This is a genomic window from Salinigranum salinum, assembly GCF_009176545.1.
Classification (GTDB): domain Archaea; phylum Halobacteriota; class Halobacteria; order Halobacteriales; family Haloferacaceae; genus Salinigranum; species Salinigranum salinum.
Genome location: NZ_VTOJ01000002.1, coordinates 720,565 through 741,195, shown reverse-complemented (window position 1 = coordinate 741,195; position 20,631 = coordinate 720,565). Strand labels below are relative to the sequence as shown.

17 protein-coding genes are annotated in these 20,631 nt (G+C 68.8%); 8 read left to right on the top strand and 9 right to left on the bottom strand.

Going from position 1 to position 20,631, the window contains the following annotated elements:
* Positions 1 to 448 precede the first annotated feature (448 nt).
* Entirely contained in the window at positions 449 to 1,225 is a 777-nt protein-coding gene (locus FZP69_RS15285; protein ID WP_152042251.1) for an IclR family transcriptional regulator, read from the top strand.
* Positions 1,226 to 1,387: 162 nt separating this feature from the next.
* Positions 1,388 to 2,092, top strand: coding sequence for a DUF120 domain-containing protein (locus tag FZP69_RS15280; protein WP_152043405.1), 705 nt, complete (start codon positions 1,388 to 1,390; stop codon positions 2,090 to 2,092).
* Between the two features lie 83 nt (positions 2,093 to 2,175).
* On the opposite strand, the gene FZP69_RS15275 is transcribed toward FZP69_RS15280, so the two are convergent.
* From FZP69_RS15275 to FZP69_RS15260, 4 genes are all read right to left on the bottom strand, one after another.
* On the bottom strand, positions 2,176 to 2,724 hold the full coding sequence (locus FZP69_RS15275; protein ID WP_152042250.1) for an HIT family protein: 549 nt from the start codon (positions 2,722 to 2,724) through the stop codon (positions 2,176 to 2,178).
* A 223-nt stretch (positions 2,725 to 2,947) separates the two neighbouring features.
* Positions 2,948 to 4,453: an amidase gene (locus FZP69_RS15270; RefSeq protein ID WP_152042249.1), complete on the bottom strand. Its 1,506-nt coding sequence runs from the start codon at positions 4,451 to 4,453 to the stop codon at positions 2,948 to 2,950.
* On the bottom strand, positions 4,453 to 6,012 hold the full coding sequence (locus FZP69_RS15265) for an amidase family protein (protein ID WP_240137649.1): 1,560 nt from the start codon (positions 6,010 to 6,012) through the stop codon (positions 4,453 to 4,455). Before FZP69_RS15265 ends, FZP69_RS15270 begins: the two co-directional genes overlap by 1 nt.
* Positions 6,013 to 6,017: 5 nt before the next feature.
* Entirely contained in the window at positions 6,018 to 7,019 is a 1,002-nt protein-coding gene (locus tag FZP69_RS15260) for an agmatinase family protein (protein WP_152042248.1), read from the bottom strand.
* 153 nt (positions 7,020 to 7,172) lie between these two features.
* Between FZP69_RS15260 and FZP69_RS15255 the strand changes: the two genes are divergently transcribed.
* Positions 7,173 to 7,550, top strand: a complete 378-nt coding sequence (locus FZP69_RS15255; RefSeq protein WP_152042247.1) for a Rid family detoxifying hydrolase — start codon at positions 7,173 to 7,175, stop codon at positions 7,548 to 7,550.
* 59 nt (positions 7,551 to 7,609) lie between these two features.
* On the opposite strand, the gene FZP69_RS15250 is transcribed toward FZP69_RS15255, so the two are convergent.
* Entirely contained in the window at positions 7,610 to 8,635 is a 1,026-nt protein-coding gene (locus FZP69_RS15250; RefSeq protein WP_152042246.1) for an LLM class flavin-dependent oxidoreductase, read from the bottom strand.
* Between the two features lie 80 nt (positions 8,636 to 8,715).
* On the bottom strand, positions 8,716 to 10,098 hold the full coding sequence (locus FZP69_RS15245) for an LLM class flavin-dependent oxidoreductase (protein ID WP_152042245.1): 1,383 nt from the start codon (positions 10,096 to 10,098) through the stop codon (positions 8,716 to 8,718).
* A gap of 159 nt (positions 10,099 to 10,257) precedes the next feature.
* Here FZP69_RS15245 and FZP69_RS15240 point away from each other — a divergent pair, with 159 nt between their 5' ends.
* The 4 genes from FZP69_RS15240 (at position 10,258) to FZP69_RS15225 (ending at position 15,138) form a co-directional block, all read left to right on the top strand.
* The gene (locus FZP69_RS15240) at positions 10,258 to 11,097 is read left to right on the top strand and encodes an alpha/beta fold hydrolase (RefSeq protein WP_152042244.1); all 840 of its coding nucleotides are present in this window, start codon (positions 10,258 to 10,260) and stop codon (positions 11,095 to 11,097) included.
* 62 nt (positions 11,098 to 11,159) lie between these two features.
* A complete protein-coding gene (locus FZP69_RS15235; RefSeq protein WP_152042243.1) occupies positions 11,160 to 11,939 on the top strand; it encodes an SDR family NAD(P)-dependent oxidoreductase in 780 nt (259 codons plus the stop codon).
* 221 nt (positions 11,940 to 12,160) lie between these two features.
* Complete coding sequence (locus FZP69_RS15230) at positions 12,161 to 14,380, top strand: hydantoinase B/oxoprolinase family protein (RefSeq protein ID WP_152042242.1); 2,220 nt, start codon at positions 12,161 to 12,163, stop codon at positions 14,378 to 14,380.
* Between the two features lie 236 nt (positions 14,381 to 14,616).
* Positions 14,617 to 15,138 (top strand): hypothetical protein, encoded by a 522-nt coding sequence (locus FZP69_RS15225; RefSeq protein WP_152042241.1) that lies wholly within the window; start codon positions 14,617 to 14,619, stop codon positions 15,136 to 15,138.
* Positions 15,139 to 15,163: 25 nt separating this feature from the next.
* Here FZP69_RS15225 and FZP69_RS15220 read toward each other — a convergent pair whose 3' ends face one another.
* Together FZP69_RS15220 and FZP69_RS15215 are read right to left on the bottom strand one after the other, a co-directional pair.
* Positions 15,164 to 16,162, bottom strand: coding sequence for an ABC transporter permease (locus FZP69_RS15220; RefSeq protein WP_240137647.1), 999 nt, complete (start codon positions 16,160 to 16,162; stop codon positions 15,164 to 15,166).
* 1 nt (position 16,163) lies between these two features.
* Entirely contained in the window at positions 16,164 to 17,294 is a 1,131-nt protein-coding gene (locus tag FZP69_RS15215) for an ABC transporter permease (protein ID WP_152042240.1), read from the bottom strand.
* 220 nt (positions 17,295 to 17,514) lie between these two features.
* Here FZP69_RS15215 and FZP69_RS15210 point away from each other — a divergent pair, with 220 nt between their 5' ends.
* On the top strand, positions 17,515 to 19,065 hold the full coding sequence (locus FZP69_RS15210; RefSeq protein WP_152042239.1) for an amidase: 1,551 nt from the start codon (positions 17,515 to 17,517) through the stop codon (positions 19,063 to 19,065).
* An 88-nt stretch (positions 19,066 to 19,153) separates the two neighbouring features.
* Here the strand turns inward: FZP69_RS15210 and FZP69_RS15205 are convergent, their stop codons facing one another.
* Positions 19,154 to 20,374 (bottom strand): BMP family ABC transporter substrate-binding protein, encoded by a 1,221-nt coding sequence (locus tag FZP69_RS15205; RefSeq protein WP_152042238.1) that lies wholly within the window; start codon positions 20,372 to 20,374, stop codon positions 19,154 to 19,156.
* Between the last annotated feature and the right edge of the window lie 257 nt (positions 20,375 to 20,631).

The window sequence follows — 20,631 nt, the reverse complement described above, 5'->3', positions numbered from 1 at the left end:
CGACGGTTGCCCGTCTTCGCGGCAGTCGACGTGTCCGGGTTCGGACTGCTCGTCCGGACACCGTGTTACAGCTGTACACCTGTAATGCCTTCTCGTCCTCCGACGGGTCGAGTGCGGAGGCACGACGGATTTCGAGTTCTCCGAATCGACCGTGTGCATCGTTCCCATTCGACGTGGATTTCGAAGCCATGCCGAACCGCCCGGCAATCCCCCGGACGCGGTGGCTGTGGGGCGGAACGAGGGGTTCTCGACACGGGTCGATCGGCTGGGGTGGTCCCCGTCTGATCGAAGCCGACCTCGTGATCCGGGTGTCTTCGCCCCCGGTCGTCGGCGCTGCGGTCATCACGATCGATCGATTCTATCATTCCGAACCACGAGCGTGAAACAAACACCGTTGTCAGGGCCGAACGAGAACAACTGTTAAGTAGGAGTACGAAAATCTGCGAACATGCCGACCGTAGACGGGCCGAAACGGCGGGTAAAGACGGCCGACAGGACTTTCGAAGTAATCGAAACGGTCCGGCGGCTCGAGGGTGCGACGACGGCGGAGCTGGCCGACGAACTGTCACTGGCGACGAGCACGGCACACGACTACCTGGCTACGCTCGAGGCCCGGGAGTATCTGGTCGAACACGACGGCGTCTACGACCTCGGACTCCGCTTTCTCGGACACGGGATGTACGCGAAGAACCGGAGTCCGGCGTCGCGGCTCGTCCAGCCGACGCTCGACTGGCTGGCCGAGGAGACCACGGAGATGGCGTGGTTCACCGTCGAGGAACACGGACGGGTGGTCGATCTGAACAAGGCTGCCGGCGACCGCGCACTCACCGTCGGAACCTGGCTCGGCGAGCGGAGCCACATGCACCACCTCGCGGCGGGCAAGGCGATTCTGGCCCACCTCCCCGAGGAACGTGTCCGGGAGATCGTCGACCGCCACGGGCTCCCGGCACAGACGGAACGGACGATCACCGACCTCGACGAGCTGTTCGCCGAGCTCGACCGCGTCCGCGACGAGGGGGTCGCGTACAACGACGAGGAGACCACGCGCGGCCTCCGATCCGTGGGTGCACCGGTCCACCACGCCGGCGCGGTCGTCGGCGCGATCAGCGTCACCGCTCCCGCGAAACGGCTCCGTGGCGAGCGCTACCGCTCGGAGATCCCGGACCAGATCCTCGCCGCGACCAACGAGATCGAACTCAAACTCCTGTCTGAATCGGACGGGTGACTCGCCGTTCGTCCACTTCTCACGCGAGGTCCGTTCCGAGACGCACCGCCCGTCCGTCTCGCTCGGGGTAGATTTATGTGTTCGGTCGACGACTATCGAAGCGACCACCGAAAGCGAGCGACCCGTGTGAGTAGCGTGGCGACAGCCCGCCCCATCAGACAGATGACCGTGACAACCACACACTCGACAGATATCGACGCCGAACGCCTCGCGACGCTGAAACAGCTCGCACTCGTCGCCGGGTTCGACGGCCACACCGCCGTGTCGGCCACTGAACTGGGCGACAGACTCGACCTCTCGACGGCGACCGCCCGCGCCCACCTCCGTGACCTCGCCGACCGCGACTACGTTGCTCGCGCCGCCGGCGGGACGGACCAGCACGTCCACGTCACCGCCAGCGGTCGTCGCCTCCTCGCACGCGAGTACGACCAGTACCGGCGACTCTTCGGCGAGCGGTCCGGTCTCGCGTTCGAGGGCGTGGTGGAAGACGGGATGGGTGAGGGCCAGCACTACATCTCGCTCCCCGGCTACGTCGAGCAGTTCGAGGAACGGCTCGGATACGTACCGTACCCCGGGACGCTCAACGTCAGACTCGACGAACGGAGTGCCCGCGAGCGTGATCGACTCGCGACGGCCACCGCCGTCGCCATCGACGCCTGGTCGGACGACGAACGGACGTACGGGTCGGCGACGTGTTACCCGGTCGTCGTCGAGGCGGACGGCCTGACGGAGGGTCCCGCGCACGTCCTCGTCCCGGACCGGACCCACCACGACCCGGACCTGCTGGAGGTCATCGCCCCGACGAAGCTCCGAACCTCGCTGGAACTCACCGACGGGAGCGAGGTCCGACTCGAGGTGCTGGAGTAACGGACAGGACGGTACGACGGGGTGCGGTCGGGTTCGGCGCTGGCGAGGACTCGGCCCCTGCTCTTCGTCCACTCCGGGTGTGGTCAGGCGCTCGCGTCGACTTCGAGCGCCGCCTCCGGCGTCCGTTCCCTGACACCGTCGAGGTCCGCGAACGCCGTCCGGAGCCGCTCGTACGTCTCGTCGAGCGCCTCCACGATGACGCTCGTCTCCCCCGTCATCTGCATGAAGCTCACGTCGTCGTCCCACCGCGGCACGACGTGGACGTGGAGGTGGTCGGCGACGGAGGCCCCGCCGGCCGTCCCGAGGTTCATTCCGACGTTGAAGCCGTCTGGCGACAGCGCCGCCTCGAGCGCCCGGAGCGACCGCTGCTGGAGGTGGCTCACCTCGCGGACCGTCTCGTCGGGGAGCGACTGGTACTCCTCCGTGTGTTCGTACGGGAGGATCATCACGTGCCCCGTCATGTACGGCGAGCGGTTGAGGAGGACGTAGGCCCGCTCGCCCCGGAGCAGAACGCGGTTCTCCCGGTCCTCCCGTGCCGCCGGGACCTCGCAGAACACGCAGTCGTTCACCGTCGGCTGTTCGTCCGTCTGCGACACCCAGGCCATCCGCCAGGGTGCGAACAACGGCTCCATGCGAGGGTGGAGACGCTCCGACTCGATAAGTGTGGTGGTCGGTGACATGGCAGTTCGGTTCGTGTCGGGAACAGTCGCCAGACCCGTGTCGGGAGCAGTCGCCGGACCCGTGTCGAGAGCGGTCGCCGGACCCGTGTCGAGAGCGGCCGTCCGTGCCGACCGAGCGGGTCGAGGGTCGGTCTGTCGGTGAGTCCGTGTACGAACCTCTCCGTCGTTCGATGGCTCAGTCGTCCGTCAGCGTCTCGACGGCCCGCCCCGCGTCGAGCACCGTCGCGTCGTCGAACGCCGCACCGACGAACATGACGCCGACGGGCAGTCCGTCGACCGTGCCGGCGGGCACCGACAGCGCGGGGTGCCCCGTCGCGTTGAACGGTGAGCAGTTGGCGAGGCTCCCCCAGGCGTCGTCGAGGAACGCGAACCGGTCCTGATCCGGCACCCACTCGTGGGGGAGCTGCGGCGTCGTCGGCATCGCGAGCAGGTCGTACTCCGCGAGGAGGTCGTCGTACGCCGCCGTGAGCTCCGTCCGGAGGTTCATCGCCTCCGCGTAGTACGTCGAGTGGTACGCCTCGCTCGTGTACGCCCCCAGGAGGAGCGTGTACTTGACGCTCGGCGGGAGGTCGCCGCCCTGTTCGCGCCGGAACTTCCCGAACGCGTCGGCCCACTGGGTGTTGTACCACCCCTTCCAGTTGTGGCCGAGCCCCTCGCCGGTCATCGCGGCGTACGTCGCCTCCGCGAGCGCCACGGAGTAGACGTCGACCGCGTCGTCGTGCCACGGGAACGCCACCTCGTCGACGGTCGCCCCCGCGTCCGCCAGCGCGTCGAGCGTCCCGCGCACGGCGTCGTTCACGTCGTCGTCGGCCTCGGGCCGCGTGAATCCCTCCTCCAGCACGGCGACGGCGAGGTCGGTGGGGTCGCCCGTGAGCTCGTCCGCGTAGTCGGCCACCGGCACCGTCTCCGGCTGTCGGGGGTCGTCGGGGTCTTTCCCGGCCATCACGCCGAGAGTCTTCGCGGCCGTCTCGACGTCCGGAGCCAGTGGACCGACGTGGTCGATGGTGTTCTCGATGCCGACGATGCCCGTGTACGGCACCAGCCCGTGGGTCGGCTTGTGCCCGACGACGCCGCACCACGCGGCCGGCACGCGGATCGACCCACCCTGGTCCGCTCCGACCGCGACGTCGGCCTCACCCGTGGCGACCGCGATGGCACTCCCTCCGGAGGACCCGCCGGACAGGTACGCCGGGTCGTGCGGATTGAGCGTCGGCCCGAACGCCGAGGAGTGGCCGTTGCCGGTGAAGGCCATGTCGTCCATGTTCGTCTTGCCGATCACGGTCGCCCCGGCGTCTAAGAGCCGGTCGACGACCGTCGCGTCGTGGTTCGGGACGTACCCCTCGACGACCTGCGAGCCGCAGGTCATCTCGACGCCCGCGACCGCGACGTTGTCCTTCACCGCTACGTCCCAGCCAGCCAGCGGGCCGTCGTCGGCTCCCTGGACCGTACAGGCCGTGATCCACGCGTTCAGCGGATCGCCCTCGCGGACGCGGTGGCCCGGACCGCGCTCGCGCGTCGTCGTCGGTCGGCTCACCCGGCCGAGTTCCCGCACCGTCTCGTACGACGCGAGCCCGTCGGTCACCAGTTCGGTGAAGTCGGCCACCTCCGCGGGCGAGAGGTCGAGGTGGAGCTGGTCGCCCAGGTCGCGGATGTCGTCCTCGGTGGGTGGGCGCGGTGCCATCAGGCCACCTCCTCCACGGCGGCCTCGTAGCCGGCGACGGCCTCCAGCGCCGTCCCCGCGCGAACCAGCCGCGTTTCCTCGTGGTGTGGGGCGACGAACATCAGCCCGACCGGCAGCCCCTCGGCGGTACCACAGGGCACGGAGATGGCGGGGTGGCCCGTCATGTTGAACGGCATCGTGTTCCGGGTGCGCCCCGCCTTCCCCTGCGACCGGCGGACGATCTCGACGCGCGAGAGCTCCTCGACCAGCTCGAACGCCGTCAGCGGCGTCGTCGGCATCGCCAGCACGTCGACCGTCTCGAACGCGTCGGCGTAGTCGGCCGCGAGCCGGCGCACGAGGTTCTGCGCCCGCGCGTGGTAGCGACCGTGGTGGTGGTCGCGCATGAACGCCCCGGTCAGCATGATGTTCTTCACCGTCGGCGCGAAGTCGTCGGCGCGGCTCCGCCGGGCCGCCGCGAACGCCGCGCGGAACGACTCGTCGTACCCGCCGCCGACGAAGTGGCCGACGCCCTCGGACTGCCACATCGCGGCGGCGTCCTCCACCTGGACGCCGAGGCCGACGACGGTGCCGTCCTCGTGGAGCGGCGCGGAGACCTCGGTCAGCGTCGCCCCCGCGTCGGCGAGGTCGTCGAGGGCGGCCTCGCACGCCTCTTCGACGCCGGGGTCCTCGTGGCCCGAGCCGAACCCCTCGGCGAGCACGCCGACGGTGAGATCCTCGGCTCCCGCCGCCCCGTCCGCCGCGGCCGTGTACGCGTCCGGTTCGGCGGTCCCGCATCGAGGATCGAGCGGGTCGGGTCCCGCGATCACTTCGAGCACGCGTGCGGCGTCTTCGACCGACGCGGCCATGGGGCCGACGTGGTCCCACGAGTGCCCCTGCTGGACCGCACCGGTGTACGGCACCAGCCCGTGGGTCGGCTTGAAGCCGACGCAGCCGCACATCGCGGCTGGCAGCCGCAGCGAGCCCGCCTGATCGGTGCCGAGGGCGACGTCGACGTCGCCCGTGACGATGGCGACGGCGCTTCCCCCCGACGACCCTCCGGCGAGGTAGTCCGGGTCGTGTGGGTTGCGCACGGGACCGAAGGCGGACATCTCGCCGCTACCAGACACTGCCATCTCGTCGAGGTTGTTCTTCGAGGTGATCGTCGCACCCGCGTCGAGCACCCGCTCGACGGCGATGGCGTCGTGCGAAGGCACGTACCCCTCGAGCACCTTCGAGGCGCACGTCATCTCGACGCCCGCGACGGCGACGTTGTCCTTGACGCCGACGTCGTACCCTGCCAGCGGGCCGTCGTCGGCACCCTCGACGCGGCACAGTCTGAGGTGGGCGTTCAGCGGGTCCTCGTCGGGACCGGGCCGGTAGCCGGGATCGCGGCTCCCGTGTCGGCGCTCGCGGCTCGGCGGCTGGAGCTCGTCGAGCCGCTCGTAGACCCCCATCGACCCGCGTGCGAGTTCGAGGTAGTCGTCGAGCTCCTCGTCGCTCAGATCGAGGTGGAGGTCGTCGGCCAGTTCTCGGAGCTGTTCGCGGCCGGGGGCGCTCACGTTCGGCGGGAGTTCGGTCACGCGGCTCACTCCCTCGACCGCCGGCAGTTGGCGGTCGCCGCCGTCCCCGTCCCTGGCGCGTGCGACTCGCCGACCGCGTTGGCGGCCAGCGCGTCGACCACCGCCCGCGTCGCCATCCGTGCGGTGACCCCGGCGGGGTCGATCCCCGGCGACACCTCGACCACGTCGAGGGCGTCGATGCCGTGGGCGGCGACCTCGCCGATCACCTGGAGGAACTCCCGGGCGAGCATCCCACCGTTGGTGGGGACGCCCGTCCCCGGGGCCGCGCCCGCGTCGAGCACGTCGATGTCGAGCGTGAGGTACAGCGCGTCGGTCCCCGCGCTCGCGGCGTCGGCGGCCTCGCGGGCGACCGTCGGCGCACCCCGCGTGATGACCTCGTCGAGCGTGTAGAGGTTCATCCCCTGGTCGATAGCCGTCTCCATCTCGAACCGCGGGTTCGTGGGGGCCGTGACCCCGATGATGCTCACGTTCTCGGGATCGACGCCGGCCTCGTCGACCGCGCGGGCGATCGGACAGCAGTGGTTGTACCGCTGGCCGGCGACGTCGTCGGCCGTGTCGAAGTGGGTGTCGACGAGCACTAGTCCGGGGTCGTCGGCGTGTTCGGCCAGCGCGCGGATGCCGGCGACCGTCACGCTGTGGTCGCCGCCGAGGAGGACGGGCATCGTCCCAGTCTCCACGAGCATCGAGAGCAGTTCCGTCCCGTTCGCGAGGCTCGTCTCCGAGTCGCCCGGCACCGTCGGGACGTCGCCGCAGTCGGCCACGCGGTAGTGGTCGGCGAGGTCGGTGTCGTACTCGAAGTGGTACGTGCGGGTCTGTGCGCTCGCGTCGCGGATCGCTCGGGGGCCCACGTTCGTCCCAGACCGACTGATACAGGTGCTGTCGAACGGGAAGCCGACGATCCCGACGTCGACGTCCTCGAGCGGGTCGGCGTACGGATCGACCGTCTCCGTGTTCATGAACGATGCGATCCCCGTGTCGAGGAACGCACCGTCGGGTCTGTCTACCATGGAGTTCACTCACACTACCACCACTAAAACCTACACCTCGATGCAATCGTTGGTGGACGAACGACCGCTCTCGTCGGCTTCGGTGGACGGACGACGAGAGAGCGACCGAACGGACCCAAACGTTTATCAAACGACGGGCGAGTCTCGGTGTGTATGCAACGCGCAGTTTCGTCGGACGCAGCACCGCCCGAGGAGGAAGCGTACTCGCACGCCGTCGAGGCCAACGGCTTCGTCTTCACCGCCGGACAGGTCCACGTCACGCCCGACGGGGAACTCGTCGAGGGGAGCGTCGCCGCGCGCACCCATCAGATCATGGAGAACCTCGAGAGCATCCTCACGGCCGCCGGGACGGGGTTCGAGAACGTCGTGAAGACGACGGCGTACTTCACAGACGTCGACGAGTTCGCGGCGATGGACGAGGCGTACGCCGAATACTTCGAGGGACCGCCACCCGCCCGCGACGTGGTCGAGGTCCGCGCCCTCCCCGCTGGCGCGACGATCGAGCTGGTGATGGTCGCGACGACCGAGTAGCGTCGATAGGTCGCCGGGATCGAAGAAGACGGTTCAGCGCCGATTCAGCTCAGTTCAGTTCAGGCGTCGCCGTCGCAGTCGAGGTCGGGAACGACCGACTCCGAGACCGCTTTCAGGCTCCCCAGCGCCGGGCGCTCGTCGTTGTCGAACGCGAGGAGGCCGACGTGGTCGACGCCGCTGTCGGCGAGGCGCTGGAGGTGTGCGGTACAGTCGGCCGGCGTGCCGGCGACGGCGAACTGTTCGACGACCGGGCGCGGGACGTGTTCGGTGAGCGCCGTCGTCGAGAGCGTCGACACGTCGTCGAGCTCCTTGACGCGCCGGGCGGCGTCGGGGTCGAGACCGATCGCCTCCAGCGCCTTGAGAGGTGCCTTCTCGACGATCTTCGCCACCAGCGGGGTGACCCCATCGAGGGCCGCCTCGCGGTCGTCGGCGACGGAGCAGAACGCCCAGCAGACCACGTCGACGTCGTCGAGGTCTCGGCCCGCCTTCTCGGCCCCCCGCCGGATCTTCTCGCGGGCGTACGCCATCCCGTCGACCGACGCACAGCCCGCGCCGGCGAAGACGCCGTCGCCGCGGTAGCCGCCCAGCCCGAGGATGCTCGGGCCACGCCCGGCGACGTAGATCGGGACGTCGCGGTCGGTCGCACAGTCGATGGCGGCGTCGTCGATGCCGAACTCGTCGCGGTCGAGCGTCGCCCGCTCGCCGCGCAGCAGCGGCCGGATCACCTTCACCGCGTCGCGGAGCGTCCCGAGCGGGTCGGACTGGTCGTACGACAGCGGGTCGAGCACGATCGGCGACCCCGCGCCGAGGCCCAGTTTCGCGCGACCGCCGGAGAGTTCGTCGACCGTCGCGACGGCGGCCGCGGTCATCGCCGGGTGGCGCGTGTAGGGGTTCGTCACGCCCGTCCCGAGCCCGATGCGATCGGTGTTGGCCGCCGCCAGCGACAGCAGCGCGTACGTGTTCCGCTGGAGCCGCTCGTCGCCGACGAAGAGGTTCTCGTACGTCCGGTCGCCGTCGAGGTACGTCGCTGCCTCGACGATCTCCGCGGGCGTGTGGTCGTTGGCGAGACTCGCGCTGAAGCGCACTCAGTACACCCTCACGGTCAGTGATTTCGGTCGACCGCTTCCCGTCGTTCTCGTCGCTCTCGTCGCTCCCGGTCGTCCGCTCATGCGCCGGGGAACTCCTCTTCGAGGTACGGCTTCACCTCTTCGGCGAACGCTCTGAGCTGGGTGTCGGCCTCCTCGCCGGTCATGCCCGCGGCCTCGAAGTAGCCGACGAGGTTGAGGTCGGTGAAGCCGACGTCCTCCTTGATCGCCGCGATCTCGTCGGCGATCTCCTCGCTCGTGCCCGTGATCGCGATCGACTTCTTCTCGAGCATCTCGAAGTCCGCGCGGACGTGCTGGTCCTCGTCGAGGTCCTGCCGCGAACGGAGCGTCTCGACCTCGTCGTCCGAGAGGTTCAACAGGAGCTCCGCGCTGTACGACGCTGCGAGGTGGTCCCAGACGGCCTCCGCGCCGAGCTTGAACCGCTCGAACGTCTCCTCGTCGGCGACGTCGGTGTTGAAGATCAGCCGGTAGAAGCCGAGCCCGCGCTGGCGCTCTTCGTCCCAGCCGTACGCGAACGGCTCGCCGTCGTACTCGGGGCGGCGGTCCGGCCAGCCGGCCTCCTCGGCGGCCTCGTAGTACGTGTTCACGACGGGTTCGAGGCGCGATTTGGGTCCGAGCGTGATGACGCCGTTGACGCCGTTCGACGCGGCCCACGACACCGACCGGGGCGAGACGACGGGCATCCACAGCTGCGGATACGGCTCCTGGACGGGCTGGGGGAACACCGGCACTTTCTCGACCGTACTGTTCGTCGACAGCAGGATCCGCGACGATCCTTTCGAGTACATGTCGCCCTCCTCGTCCCAGTCCATGACGTCGTCGACGTCGTACTCGCTGGCCTCGTCCGTGAGGTACGCGTGGTCCTGGGTGTGGTGGTGTTTGGTGTACACCGGCGGGATGTGGTGGAACTGGCCGTTGTAGCCGAGGAAGTCCTCCGTCCAGGCCTTGATCAGGATGTCGTACTTCTCCTCGAAGACGCGGCGGTTCTTCTCGTCGTCCATACAGGTGCCGCCCCAGTACATCGCGCCGAGCACCTCCGCCTCGCGCGGCTGGTAGCCCCGTCCCAGCCCGATCTCGGCCCGACCGTCGCTGTAGACGTCGAGCGCGGCGGTCTGCTCGGCCAGCCGGACCGGGTCGTGCCACGGCAGGATGTTCCCCATCTGGCAGAGCTTGATCTGGTCGGTCTGGGCGGCCACCGCCATCTGCGCCTGCAGCGGGTTCGCGCTGAACTCCGCGCCCGTGAGCTCGAAGTGGTGTTCGGTGAAGAACGCGCGGTCGAGCCCGAGTTCGTCCGCCAGCACCCCGTGGCGGATCTGGTCTTTCAGGACCTGCTGGTTGCTCGCGTGAATCTCCTCGACCGTCGCGTCCGGGATCACGATACCGTTCTCCGCCCGTTTCATCGGGACGTTGGTACTCCCGTTATGGAAGATGCCGAAATCCATCGCTATGTTAGCGTCACGAGTCACTCAATTAAATCTTGCCCAACTTTTCGCCTGAAGAGCGGTCGTCTCTTCAGCGCGAGAAGACCGGTCCACCCGCGGTCGTCCCGTCGACACCGTGACTTATGTACCCGCTGATCGAACCACCGGGCGAACCCAGGTATGCCAGCAGACGAGCCCTACTCCGAAAGCTACCTCGACGTCGACGGCGTCCGCACCCACTACCTCGAAGCCGGCCGGGAGCACGACGAGACGGTGCTCCTCCTGCACTCGGGTGAGTTCGGTGCCTCGGCCGCGTTCAGCTGGGGTCCCGTCGTCGGCCCGCTCGCCGAGGAGTTCCACGTCCTCGCGCCCGACATGATCGGCTACGGTCACACGGAGAAGCTGTTCAGCTTCGAGGACCAGTTCGACCTGCGCGTCTCGCACGTCGGTGACTTCCTCGACACGCTGTGTGTCGACTCCACCCACGTGATCGGCAACTCGCTCGGCGGCGGCGACGTCCTCAGTGTCCTCTCGGAGGACCCGCCCCTGGAGTGGCCGATCGAGCGCGCGGTCTCCGTCAGCGGCGGGGGCGGACCGCCCGAGGCGTTCGGTGACGTGCTCCGAGAGTTCGACGGCTCGCCCGAGGCCATGACGGACGTCCTCGATCTCCTCTACCACGAGCAGTGGTGGGACGACGCCTACCTCGACCGTCGCGTGGCCGCGAGTCGGGTTCCGGGTCAGTGGCAGGCCACCGCGGCCATCCGCTTCGACGCGCCGTTCGAGCTGGACCGCACCTTCCGCCGCGTGAACGACTACGAGAACATCGCGACGCCGACGCTGGTCGTCGCCGGGGTCGAGGACCGACTCAAGTCGGTCGAGACGATGCGGTCGGTGTACGAGGCCGTCGCTCGCGGGAGCGACGACGCCCGCTTCGAGGTGTTCGACGGCTGTGCCCACTGCTCGCAGGTCGAGCGCCCCGAGGCGTTCGTCGAACTGGTCACGGAGTTTCTGACGGCGTGAGGCCGGCACGGCGGTCGCTCCGCGAGGCCAAACGCTAAGTGAACCCGGGGGAGACGAACCCCATGGTCGAGTACGACTTCGGCGACAGCGTAGTGCTCGTGACGGGCGGCGCACGGGGGCTCGGGCGGAGCCACGCTCGCGCGTACGCGGCGGCCGGCGCGGACGTGGCGCTCTTCGACGTCCGTGCGGACCGCCTCGAGGAGATCATCGACGAACTCGAGGCGCTCGGCGTCCGGGCGCTCGGTGTCGAGTGCGACGTGACCGACGAGCGTGCGGTGGTCGACGCCGTCGACGACGTGCTGGCGGCGTTCGGCCGCGTCGACGTGCTGGTCAACAACGCCGGGATCGACCGGATGGGTCGGCTCACCGAGCTCGACGAGGAGACGTGGGACGCCGTCCAGTCGGTCAACCTGAAGGGCACCTGGCTCTGCGCGAAACACGTCGGCGCACACATGCTCGACCGGGACGGCGGCGGCTCGATCGTCAACACGGCGTCGATGTTCGGCCACACGACCATCCCCGGGCTGGGCGCGTACAGCGCCTCGAAGTTCGGCGTCGTCTCGCTCACGCGGACGCTCGCGCAGGAGCTCGCGGGCGCGGGTGTCAGGGTCAACGCCGTCAGTCCCATCGGCGTCCGCACCGAGGCAGTCGACGACCGCCGCGATGAGGACGAGAACTTCCTGGCCGAGGGTGTCGACTACCAGGGGACGTACAACCTCCTCGACCCCGGCGAGCGGATCGACCCCGCGGACGTCACCAACGCCGTCCTCTGGCTCACGAGCGATCAGGCCCGGTACGTCACGGGGACGGCGCTCCCCATCGACGCGGGCGCGCTGGCGTAGACCGACCCGGATCCGGCCGTGCACACAGCCCAAGTTATTTGACGGAGAACGATACGATAGAGGTATGCGACTCCACCGAACGCCACGGCTGTCGAACACCGCTCGGAACGAGACGGCGACACGCGTCGCCGCCCGCCCGGGAGGGCGCTGATGGCTCACGCCACGCCGCCGCACCGCCACACCCTGCTGCGTCCGCGTCGCACCGCGGGAGGCGTCACCGGATGACCCCCGACGAGCCGGCCGAACCGAACGCCCCGGAGGGGTCGACCGAGGACGCCCGGCTCGGCCCTTCGCTCGAGGGCGTCGACCCGGTGACGTTCCAGATCATCAAACACCGCCTCGAGCAGGTGACCGACGAGGCGGTCGAGGCGCTCAAGCGCGTGTCGGGGTCGCCCAACACGAACGAGGGCCACGACCTGATGGTCGCGCTGTACACGGCCGACGGCGACCTCCTCACCGGGGGCGTCGGCTTCCTCCACCACTACCTGGGTGCCTCGCAGGCGACCAAGCGGATCCTCGACTTCTTCGGCGACGACATCGGGCCGGGCGACGTGTTCATGCTGAACGACTCGTACACCGCGGCGTTCCACCCGCCCGACGTCTACCTCGTCGCGCCGATCTTCTACGAGGGGGAACTGCAGGCGTTCGCGGCGAACTTCGTCCACGTCACGGACGTCGGGTCGGTCGACGCCGGCGGCTTCTCGCCCAACTCCACCTCGGTGTTCCACGAGGGCTTCCAGACGCCCGGACTCAAACTCGTCGACGGCGGGGAGATGCGCGAGGACGTGCTCGCGACGGTCAAGAACATGAGCCGCGATCCGGGGATGCTCGAGCTCGACCTGCGCTCGCAGATCGCTGCCAACAACGTCGCGAACGAGCGGCTCGTGAGCCTCTTCGACGACTACGGCGCGGCGACGGTCGACGCGGTGGGCGAGGCGCTCATCGACCAGTCGGAGACCGCCTTCCGCCGCCGGCTCCGGGAGCTGCCGGACGGTCGCTTCGAGACGCGGCAGTACGTCGACTCCTTCCCCGAGGACCGCACCTTCACGGTGAACCTGGCGCTCACGAAGGAGGGCGACCAGCTGACGTACGACTTCGCCGGCACCGACGAACAGAGCGAGTACGGTCTCAACTGCACGTACTGGGCCACGGTCGGCGGCGTCGTCGCGCCGCTCCTCCCGATGCTCTGTCACGACATGACGTGGAACGACGGCATCATCCGCGCCATCGACGTGGAGGCACCCCGCGGAAGCATCGTCAACGCCGAGCGGCCCGCACCCATCTCGATCGCCACCGTGGCGACGCTCCAGACGTGCAACAGCCTCTCGACGCTCGCCGTCTCGAAGCTCGTCGGCGCGAGCGAGACGCACGCCGACCGCGCCACCGGCGTCTGGCACGGCGCGCACGGCGGTTACATCGTCGAGGTCGACCAGGGCGGGCAGACGACGGTCGACGTCATCACCGACACCTTCGCGGGCGCGGCCGGCGCGCGCGCGTTCGCCGACGGCGTCGATCTCGGCGGCGAACTCGTGAACGTCGTCTCCCGGTGGGCCAACGTCGAGCGCCACGAGAGCGTCCTCCCGCTGGTGTACCTCTACCGGCGGTTCGTCGCCGACTCCGGTGGCGCAGGCCGACACCGCGGGGGCGTCGGCCACGAGTACGCGATCACGCCGTACGGCGACGACGTCGACACCTTCGAGACGGTCACGTTCGGCCGCGGCGTCGAGGTGCCGCAGTCGACCGGCGTCTTCGGCGGCTACCCGGGGAGTACGATCGAGTACACGGCGTTCCGCGACACCGACCTCTGGGCGGACGGGACCGACTACCCACCCACGGCGGAGCAGCTCTCGAACACCCGTCAGGACAACGCACAGTGGGGGGTCACCACGTTCGACACGGGCGACGTGCTCCACGTCCGACTCCCGGGGAGCGGCGGCTACGGCGACCCGCTCGCCCGCGACCCCGACGCAGTCGCCGAGGACGTCCGGACCGGGCGGGTGACGCCGGCGACCGCGCGCGACGTCTACGGCGTCCCCGTCGACGCCGAGGGATCCCTCGACGGCTCCGTCGAGCGGACCCGCGACCGACTCCGGAGCGAACGGCTCGCCGCGGCGGACACGGTGGGGGCACCGGTCGACGGTGTCGACGCGGCCGACGTCCGCCCCACCGGCGATCGACTCGGCCCGTCGCTCCGCGTGGTCGCCGACGATACCGACTGCTACACCGCCTGTGCGGACTGCGGGGCGGTCCTCGCGCCGACCGACGCCAGCTGGAAAGACCACGTGGCCGTGCGGACGCTCCCCGTGTCGGCGGCGGGGTCGGCACACGACGCCGACGACTCGTTCGAGCTCAGACAGTTCGTCTGCAGCGCCTGCGGGACCCTCCTGGACACCGAGATCGCCCACGAGGACGACCCGTTCCTCGAGAGCCGCCTACTGTGAACGACCGCCCCGACGGTGCTCGTGCCGCTCGCGACGTGGTGCCGCCGGCGACGTGGTGGCGGCGCGTTCGAGTCGACCGGGAGACGCGGCGGCGTCGACACTGCGGTCCGAGCTACGCGCACGAAGTGAACAACATCCAGAAGATATCGGAGGAAACCGTTCGTTCGTGGCAGTCGACAGCAAGTACTGGTCGATGCGAAATCTACTTACGAGATCTTCTCGTTTCGGGTACATGTATGTCCAGTGGAGAGACGACGCGGACGGGTGAATCGTTCGGCACGACCGAGGCGACCGGCTACGCGACGCAGCTGTGGAGTTCGACCACGGTGAAGCGGGGGATCCTCCTGTTCTGGGGGGCCTGGATCTCGCTCGTCACGCTCACCAACGTCTTCGACGGGCTGAAAGCGCTCGGCGTGCTCGGCTCCGGGTGGTCGTTCGCCTCCGGCAACTACGCGTTCATGCTCGACACGACGTCGGTCCACGGCACGCCCGAGAGCGTCGTCGCGCTCCTGTTCGTCGGCGTCGTCGTCTGGGAGGTCCTCGTCGCGGGGCTGTTCTGGCGCGCGTTCGTCCAGTTCCGCGGTGCCCGGTCGGGGCTCGAGCCGGTGTATCAGGCGTTCGTCCCCTCGCTCGCGCTGTTCGCGACGTTCATGTTGATGACGGAGGTGTTCATCGCCTACGGCGTCGAGTCGACCCACATGCGGATCTTCATCGCGCAGCTCGTCTCGCTGTACGTGATCCACCAGCTCCCCGAGTGACCGCGGGGACGGCTCACTCTTACTCCTACTCCTCGCGGGTGTACGGAACGGCGAGCGCCGACGGTCCGCCCAGCCGCGCGCTCACCTCGCCGCGGGAGACCCACGCGAGCACGGCGATGGTCGCGAGGTACGGGTACATCCCCATGAAGATGGGGTTCGTGAGCGTCTCGACGATGGGGCCGCCCGTGACGTCGATCCCCTGCATGCGGATCTGGAGCGCGTTGAACGTGGCGAAGACGTACGCGACGGCGAGGGCGTAGAACGGGCGCCACCGGCTCACGATGACCAGCGCGATGGCGATCCAGCCGAGCCCCGAGGTCATGCCGTTGGACCACTGCTGGATCCACGCCAGCGACATGTGGGCTCCGGCCAGCCCGCCGAGGACGCCGCCGAAGACGGTCGCGAGGTATCGGAGCCGGAAGACGGGGACGCCGACGGTGTCGGCGCTCTCGGGATCCTCGCCGACGGCGTCGATCTCCAGCCCGAGGTTCGTGTGGAACACCACGTACCAGACGATCGGGACCAGGAGGAGCGCCACGTAGTCGGTCGGAGTCGTGTGGAAGAACGCCTCGCCGACGATGGGGACGTCCGCCAGCGCGCGTCCGACGATCGGGAAGTACACCTCTCCGAGCCCCTCGATGTTGCGGTCGGTCCAGTCACCGCCGAAGAAGGTGGTGATCGCGGTTCCGAGGATGGTGATCATCAGCCCGCTGATGACCTGGTCGGCCTTGAGCGTCACGCAGAGGAACGCGTGGAGGAGTCCCGCGAGTCCGCCGACGAGCATCCCGACGCCGAAGCCGAGCCAGAGGCTGCCGGTGGTGACCGTGACGACGAACGCCGACAGCGCACCCATCAGCATCGTCCCCTCGATCCCGAGGTTCAACACGCCGGAGCGCTCTGCCACGATCTCGCCAAGCGCGGCGAACAGCAGCGGGGTGGCTGCCTTGGTCATGGCGTCGACCAGCCCGGTGAGGAACGCCATCGACAGCCCGGTGACGAGCGGCGTCACGACCGACTCGGTCATCTCAGATCCCCTCCTCGCCGTCGACGCCGGTCAACCGCTGGAACGAGCGTCGCGAGGAGAACCCGCCGATCCGGACGTCGAACCGGTACGTCCGGACGAACTCCGAGGCGATCAGAAAGAGGATGATGAGCGCCTCGATGATGGACGAGATCGCCGCCGGGACGCCGAGCGTCGTCTCCATCGCGAGCCCGCCGACGAACAGCACGCCGAAGAGGAAGCCGGCGAGCATCGTCTGGATCGCCCCGCGTCTCCCGAGGAGGGCGATGGGGATGGCGGTCCAGCCGTAGCCGGGGTTCCACGCCGGCGTCAACTGCTGCTGGTTCCCGACGATCTCGATGAAGCCGGCGAGTCCCGCGAACGCCGCGGCGAGCGTGAAGACGACGAAGGTGACGACGGCTGCGTCGATCCCCGTCTGGGTCGCCGCGCGCGGGTTCGACCCCGTGAGACGGATCTCGTACCCCAGTCGCGTCTCGTTCATCAGCACCCAGACGGCGGCGACGGCGAGGAGCGCGACGACGATGCCGACGTCGACGTCGGTCCCGAACAGCGTCGGGAGCGAGGCTTCGATGCTGGGCGTGCGGGGGAACGCGCCCAGCGGTGCCTGCATCGGCCCGTTGATGAGGAAGTCGTTCAGCCGCTGGGCGACGAACACAAGCATCAGTGTGGTGAGGATCTCGTTGACGTCGTACTTCACCAGCAGGTAGACGGGGACGAACACCCAGAGCGCCCCGAACAGCGCGCTCGCGAGGAAGAGGAGGAGGAGCATCGGGAGACCCGTCGCACCGATGCCGAGCATCGACGGGAGGTTCAGCCCCGCCCAGACGGCGACGATACCGCCGACGACGAGCTGGCCCTCCGCACCGATGTTGTACTTCCCGCTCCGGAGCGGGAGGTAGACGGCGAGGCCGGCGAGAATGAGCGGTGCGCTTCGATTCAACACGCGGGTGGCCTGGAACGGGTCGGTGACCGCGCCGAGAAACATCATCCCGTACGCCGCGAGCGGGTTCACTCCGACGACGAGCAGCGGAACGGCGGCGAGCACCAGCGCCGCGACGACGGTGAACAGTTGCGCGGACACCGACAGCCACGCCGGCGTCCGTTGGCGGGGCGTCATGTTGAACGCGAGTTCCATCTTTCTGGTGAACGATACCAAAGGTGATGCTTAAGAGTTTGGTGTTCGGTCGACGAATCGGGACAATCTCAACGAATCGCCCGACGACACACGCGTCCGTCAACGAATCGCACCGATTCTGTTCGTGTTCGGCGGGTCGATCGGGTGAACGCTACCCGTCTCGGACCCGTGACACCGCTGTCGGCCGAAGGTTTATGCTCCACGTCCGACGACGGGAGGTATGTCGCAGCTGCCCCCCGTCGTGCGTCCGCCGAGCCGCGAACAGGTTCGGGCGCTCGCCGACCACTACCACTTCGACCTCTCCGAGGAAGAACTCGACGACTACCACGAACTCATCGAGGCCAAGATCGGGTTCTGCGAACGACTGGACGAACTCCACGAACCGCCGGTCGACCGTCCCCGGTTCGAACGCGACCCCGGCTACCGGCCGGGAACCGACGAGGACCCGTACAACGCGGTCGTCACGCGGTGTCGCGTCGTGGGCGCAGACGGCGGTCCCCTCGACGGTTACGACGTCGGCGTCAAGGACAACGTCGCCGTCGCGGGCGTCGAGATGACGTGCGCCTCGAAGGTGCTCGAGGGGTTCGTACCGCTCGAAGACGCCTTCGTCGTCGAGCGGCTCCTCGATGCCGGCGCGACGATCACGGCCAAGACGAACATGGACGAGATGGCGGTCTCCGGCAGCGGCGAGATGTCCGCCTTCGGTCCGATCTTCAACCCCTGGGACGACGACCACCTCGCCGGGGGATCGTCGGGAGGCAGCGCCGTCGCCGTCGCGACGGGTGACGTCGACGTCGCCATCGGGACCGACCAGGCCGGCTCGCTCCGGACGCCGGCCTCGTGGTCGGGCTGTGTCGGTCTCAAGCCGACCCACGGCCTGGTCTCGTTCCGCGGGGCGGCACCGCTCGGCCACTCGTTCGACCACGTCGGCCCCATGGCGAGATCGGTCGACGATGTCGCGCTCGCGCTGGACGTCATCACCGGCCCCGACCCGCACGACCCCCGCCAACGCGAGCTACCGGAGATCGACGGGAGCTACTGCGACGCCCTCGCCGACCGCGTCGACGGGCTCACGATCGGCGTCCTGACGGAGGGCTTCGAGTTCGCCGGCGGGGAAGAGGCGGTCAACGAGGGGGTCCGTGCTGCCGTCGACCGCCTCGGTGACCTCGGTGCCGAGGTCGAGGAGGTATCGATCCCCTGGCACGTCGACGGCTTCTTCGTCTGGCTCGCCGTCGAGAACGAGGACGCCGCGATGGTGTGGGACGCCGAGTGTACCGGCTACTTCGTCGGGGGGCGCTACGACACCCACTTCGCGAAACACTTCGCGAAGGCACGCCGCGCCCGCGGCGACGACTTCGCCCCGACGGTGAAGCTCAAGTGTATGCTCGGGCGCTACCTCAAAGAGGCGTTCCACGGCCACTACCACGGGCTGGGACAGAACCTCCGGACCGAACTCACGGCCGCCTACGACGACGCGCTTGAGGCGGTGGACCTGCTCGCCATGCCGACGACGCCGATGACCGCCTTCGAGCACAAGGCGGACGTCGACCGGGTCGAACTGGTCAACCGCGCGCAGGGGAAGAAGGGACGAACGCGCAACACGATGCCGTTCGACATGAGCGGCCACCCCGCCATCTCCGTGCCGTGCGGGATGGCCGACGGACTCCCGATCGGACTGATGCTCGTCGGTCGCCAGTTCGAGGAGGAGACCGTCCTCCGGGCGGCGAGCGCGTTCGAGCGCGACGCCGACTGGCAGTCGCTGGCGTTCTGAACGACGACGGGGTTGACCTCGCGTCGCGTGAAAAGTCGGTGTGGTCGGGTTCGGCCGCGGGAGCGTCGGCCCGGTGCCGGTACCGGGCTCAGGAGGGCAGTTCGCCTTCGATTCCGTCGACGTAGCTGCCCGTCTGCGTCGAGCGCTCGTACGCGCTCATGTCGGCGAACTCCGTCCCCGCGAACATGTCGGAGCCGCCCATGTCGCCGCTAGCGAGGGCGTCGACCGCGCCGGTCACCTCGCTCTGGACGTCGCTCGGGACGGCCGAGCCGAACTCGTCCAGCTGGATGCCGCCCTCCTCGAAGCCGAAGTAGTTGCCGCGGATGGTGTCGAGGTTGAACCGTTCCTTCGCGCCGGGCTGGCCCTTGCGGGCCCACTTCGCGGTCGCGTCGAAGAACGGCTCCCAGTTCCACATCCGGCTCGTGATGTACTTGTCGTACGCGATCTCGGTGCCGGAGAAGCCGTCGGCGTAGCCGTACGACCAGACGTCGCGTTCGGCGGCCGCCTGGATCGTCGCCGGATTGCTCACCCGGTAGCCCATCACGTCCGCGCCCTCGTCCATCAGTGCGTTCGCCGCGTCGCGCTCCTTCGGCGGATCGAACCAGGAGTTCACGTACCGGACCTTCATCGTGATGTCCGGGTTGACGCTCTTCGCGCCGAGTACGAGCGCGTTCAGTTCGGCCGTGACGCTGGGAATGGGGAAGGAGTTGACGTAGCCGAGGGTGTTCGACTCCGTCAGCATTCCGGCGGCGATGCCCACCGCGTAACACGCCTCCTCGAGCCGGCCGAGGTAGTAGCCGAGGTTCGGGCCGTCGTAGTTCCCGACGGGGGCCATACGCGGCGATTCGATGTAGATGTCGTTCTCCGCGACGACCTTCCCGGCCGGCTCGCCGTAGCCGAACGTGGCCGCCTCGACGACGTCGACGTCCTGGTTCGCGAGGTCCGCGAAGGTGCTCTCGGCCTCCGACACCGTGACGTCCTCGACGACCCGCGTCTCGTACCAGTCGTACTTCTCCTCCAGTGCCTCGCGGGCGACCTCGTGCGTGTGGACCCAGCCGAGGTCGGTGACCGACTCGTTGTAGACGTACGCGGCCGTAACGGTGTCCTGTTCGCTCCCGCTCCCGCCGTCGCTCGACGTGGCGGTACCGGTCGCGGTCCCGTCCGATCCGCTGGTCTCGGTCGCGGTGTCGTCGCTGCCGCCACCGGAGCCGCCGTCGCCGCCGTCCCCACCGTTCCCACCGGTACACCCGGCGAGACCCGCGATGGTTGCTGCTCCGAGCGCCTTGAGAGTGGCTCTACGCGTGCGCATAGGTTGATTTGCACACTCTTCGCATGGTACTTATAACCACTACATCGAGCAACGATTGTTTGTGTATGCTCCTCACACAACGTGGTTTGTACAATTGAAACCCGATTCCGGATCGAAATATTCAGAAAAAACCCCGAGCCTCCCGTCTAACTGGACGTATCCGTGTCCGGTCAGACAGCCCCCCGCCCGGCCGGTCGGCGACGGTCGTCCATCTCGGCGCCCGTCCGTTCCGAGCGCGGAGCGCCGACCGGACGAGC

What these genes read in the sequence shown, in the direction of transcription:
- FZP69_RS15285 (WP_152042251.1), top strand. Translation starts at nt 449, where the DNA reads ATGCCGACCGTAGACGGGCCGAAACGGCGGGTAAAGACGGCCGACAGG.
- FZP69_RS15280 (WP_152043405.1), top strand. Translation starts at nt 1,388, where the DNA reads ATGACCGTGACAACCACACACTCGACAGATATCGACGCCGAACGCCTC.
- FZP69_RS15275 (WP_152042250.1), bottom strand. Translation starts at nt 2,724, where the DNA reads ATGGAGCCGTTGTTCGCACCCTGGCGGATGGCCTGGGTGTCGCAGACG.
- FZP69_RS15270 (WP_152042249.1), bottom strand. Translation starts at nt 4,453, where the DNA reads ATGGCACCGCGCCCACCCACCGAGGACGACATCCGCGACCTGGGCGAC.
- FZP69_RS15260 (WP_152042248.1), bottom strand. Translation starts at nt 7,019, where the DNA reads ATGGTAGACAGACCCGACGGTGCGTTCCTCGACACGGGGATCGCATCG.
- FZP69_RS15255 (WP_152042247.1), top strand. Translation starts at nt 7,173, where the DNA reads ATGCAACGCGCAGTTTCGTCGGACGCAGCACCGCCCGAGGAGGAAGCG.
- FZP69_RS15245 (WP_152042245.1), bottom strand. Translation starts at nt 10,098, where the DNA reads ATGGATTTCGGCATCTTCCATAACGGGAGTACCAACGTCCCGATGAAA.
- FZP69_RS15240 (WP_152042244.1), top strand. Translation starts at nt 10,258, where the DNA reads ATGCCAGCAGACGAGCCCTACTCCGAAAGCTACCTCGACGTCGACGGC.
- FZP69_RS15235 (WP_152042243.1), top strand. Translation starts at nt 11,160, where the DNA reads ATGGTCGAGTACGACTTCGGCGACAGCGTAGTGCTCGTGACGGGCGGC.
- FZP69_RS15230 (WP_152042242.1), top strand. Translation starts at nt 12,161, where the DNA reads ATGACCCCCGACGAGCCGGCCGAACCGAACGCCCCGGAGGGGTCGACC.
- FZP69_RS15225 (WP_152042241.1), top strand. Translation starts at nt 14,617, where the DNA reads ATGTCCAGTGGAGAGACGACGCGGACGGGTGAATCGTTCGGCACGACC.
- FZP69_RS15220 (WP_240137647.1), bottom strand. Translation starts at nt 16,162, where the DNA reads ATGACCGAGTCGGTCGTGACGCCGCTCGTCACCGGGCTGTCGATGGCG.
- FZP69_RS15215 (WP_152042240.1), bottom strand. Translation starts at nt 17,294, where the DNA reads ATGGAACTCGCGTTCAACATGACGCCCCGCCAACGGACGCCGGCGTGG.
- FZP69_RS15210 (WP_152042239.1), top strand. Translation starts at nt 17,515, where the DNA reads ATGTCGCAGCTGCCCCCCGTCGTGCGTCCGCCGAGCCGCGAACAGGTT.
- FZP69_RS15205 (WP_152042238.1), bottom strand. Translation starts at nt 20,374, where the DNA reads ATGCGCACGCGTAGAGCCACTCTCAAGGCGCTCGGAGCAGCAACCATC.